Genomic DNA, 3,437 nt, shown 5'->3' with positions numbered 1-3,437 from the left:
CTATTACGACGAGATGCGGTATATGCTGGCAACCCAGCGCTCGGCCCCCAATTCGCCCCAGTGGTTCAACACCGGTCTGCATTGGGCCTATGGCATCGACGGCCCGGCGCAGGGCCATCATTACGTCGATTACAAGACCGGCAAGCTGACCAAATCGGACAGCGCCTATGAACACCCCCAGCCGCATGCCTGCTTCATCCAGTCGGTCTCGGATGATCTGGTCAAGGACGGCGGCATCATGGATCTGTGGGTGCGCGAAGCACGCCTGTTCAAATACGGCTCCGGCACCGGCACCAACTTTTCCCATTTGCGCGCTGAAGGCGAGCCGCTGTCAGGCGGTGGAAAATCCTCTGGCCTGATGGGCTTCCTCAAAATCGGCGACCGTGCAGCGGGTGCCATCAAATCAGGCGGCACAACCCGTCGGGCAGCAAAAATGGTGATCGTCGACGCCGATCACCCGGATATTGAGCAATTCATCGAGTGGAAGGTTCTGGAGGAGCAGAAGGTTGCCTCCATCGTCGCAGGCTCAAAGATGCACGAGAAGATGCTGAACGGCATTTTCGAGGCGATCCGCGGCTGGGACGGCGGTGAAGCGGATGCCTATGACCCGGCGGTCAACACCGGGCTGAAGGGCGCGATCCGTGAAGCGAAAAAGGTGGCAATCCCGGAAACCTATGTCAAGCGGGTGCTGGATTACGCCAAGCAAGGCCATACCTCGATCGAGTTCCCGACCTATGACACAGATTGGGACTCCGAGGCCTACAGCTCCGTTTCCGGGCAGAACTCCAACAACTCGATCCGGGTCACCAACGCCTTTCTGCACGCGGTTGAAAAAGACGCCGACTGGCAGCTGATCAACCGTACCGACGGCAAGATTGCCAAGGTGGTCAAAGCCCGCGACCTATGGGAGAAGGTCGGCCATGCGGCCTGGGCCTGCGCCGATCCTGGCATCCAGTTCCACGACACCGTCAATGAGTGGCACACTTGCCCGGAAGACGGTGAAATTCGCGGCTCAAACCCCTGTTCAGAATACATGTTCTTGGACGACACCGCCTGCAATTTGGCGTCTCTGAACCTGCTCAGCTTCCTGAAGGGCGGGCTGTTCCAGGCGGATGACTATATGCATTCCTGCCGCCTGTGGACGCTGACGCTGGAAATCTCGGTGATGATGGCGCAGTTCCCGTCCAAGGAGATCGCACAGCGCTCCTATGACTTCCGCACCCTTGGTCTGGGCTATGCCAATATCGGCGGCCTCTTGATGAACATGGGCTACAGCTATGACTCGGATGAGGGCAGGGCGCTGTGCGGTGCGCTGACCGCGCTGATGACTGGCGTGTCCTACGCCACCTCGGCCGAAATCGCGGCAGAACTTGGGCCCTTCCCGGGTTATGCAAAAAACACGGATCACATGCTGCGTGTGATCCGCAATCACCGCAACGCTGCAAAGGGCATCGCGGATGGCTACGAGGCGCTGTCGGTCACACCGGTGCCGCTGGACATTTCCAATTGCCCGGATGCGCTGCTGGCCGATCTGGCCGCCAGCGCTTGGGATGAGGCGTTGGAGCTGGGCGAAAAGCACGGCTACCGCAACGCCCAGACTACAGTGATTGCACCGACCGGCACCATCGGCCTGGTGATGGATTGCGACACCACCGGCATCGAGCCGGACTTTGCCCTGGTGAAGTTCAAGAAGCTGGCCGGCGGCGGTTATTTCAAAATCATCAACCGCTCGGTTCCGTCGGCGCTGGAGGGGCTGGGTTACAGCTCTGCCCAGATCGAGGAGATCGCGTCCTATGCGGTGGGCCACGGCTCCATCGGCAACGCGCCGGGGATCAACCATACGTCGCTGGCCGGTCACGGATTTGGCCCCAATGAGCTGGCCAAGGTGGACGCTGCACTGGAAACGGCCTTTGATATCCGGTTTGTGTTCAACCAATGGACCCTGGGCGAGGATTTCTGCACTGGCGTACTGGGCATCCCGGCGCCCAAGCTGAACGATCCGACCTTCGACCTGCTGCGCCACCTCGGCTTTACCAAGGCGGACATTGACGCGGCCAACGACCATGTCTGCGGCACCATGACCCTTGAAGGCGCGCCGCATCTGCAGGAGGAACACTATGCGATCTTTGATTGCGCCAACCCCTGCGGCAAGAAAGGTAAGCGTTTCCTGAGTGTTGACAGCCATATCTACATGATGGCAGCCGCCCAAAGCTTCATCTCCGGTGCGATTTCCAAGACCATCAACATGCCCAATTCGGCCACCATCGAAGACTGCCAAAAGGCTTATGAGCTGAGCTGGAGCCTGGGGGTAAAGGCAAACGCGCTGTACCGTGACGGCTCCAAACTGAGCCAGCCGCTGGCGGCGGCACTGGTTGAGGATGACGACGAGGCTGCGGAGGTGCTTGAAAGCGGCTCAACCCAGGAAAAGGCCACGGTTCTGGCGGAAAAGATCATCGAAAAAGTGGTGGTAAAGGAGCTGGTCCGCAGCCACCGCGAGAAGATGCCGCAGCGCCGCAAGGGCTACACCCAAAAGGCGGTTGTCGGCGGTCACAAGGTCTATCTGCGCACCGGTGAATATTCTGACGGCACCTTGGGCGAAATCTTCATCGACATGCACAAGGAAGGTGCTGGCTTCCGGGCTATGATGAACAATTTTGCCATCGCAGTCTCGGTCGGCCTGCAATACGGCGTGCCGCTGGAGGAGTTTGTTGACGCCTTCACCTTCACCAAGTTTGAGCCTGCAGGCATGGTTCAGGGCAACGACTCGATCAAAAACGCAACCTCGATCCTCGATTACGTGTTCCGGGAACTTGCGGTTAGCTATCTGGACCGCACCGACCTGGCGCATGTGAAGCCTGAAGGTGCAAGTTTCGACGACCTTGGCCGCGGTGAGGAAGAAGGCGTGTCGAACTTGAGCGAGCTGAGTGAAAACGCCGCCTCGCGGTCGCTGGAAGTGCTGAAGCAAATCTCCTCGACTGGCTATCTGCGCAAACGGCTGCCGCAGGAACTGGTGGTGTTGCAAGGCGGCCAGACCGAAACAACTGCACTGGGCACCGGAACGGACCCCGTTGCCGCGCTGCAGTCGCTTGTGCCAGAGACCGGTGATGCAACCGTGCAGCCCGGTGGCGGCATGGACGCGCGCGCCAAGGCGAAAATGCAAGGCTATGAGGGCGAAGCCTGCGGCGAATGCGGCAATTACACATTGGTGCGCAACGGCACCTGTATGAAGTGCAACACCTGCGGCGGGACTTCCGGCTGCAGCTGAAGGACACCGTCTGCGCCTCTGATTTTCCCTCGGTGGCGCAGACGGAAACTGGGAGCAGAATAACTGCTTCTGACACTATCAGGAACGGGTGCGCCCGTTCTGAACACCGCGAAGGCCCAGGTAAGAAAACTTTCGGGCAGTCAATGAAGGAGCCTGACCGGTGATAACTGGC

At 59.5% G+C, this 3,437-nt stretch carries 1 protein-coding gene; it reads left to right on the top strand.

The features are described 5' to 3' along the window. Nucleotides 1-3,265 (top strand): vitamin B12-dependent ribonucleotide reductase (locus A2I95_RS28110; RefSeq protein ID WP_291735213.1); only part of this gene is annotated, 3,265 nt, incomplete at its 5' end. Nucleotides 3,266-3,437: the final 172 nt, after the last annotated feature.

The sequence above is a fragment of the Leisingera sp. F5 genome (genome assembly GCF_001593695.1).
The sequence above is the reverse complement of the archived record's forward strand: the minus strand, read 5'-3'. Positions and strand labels throughout refer to the sequence as shown.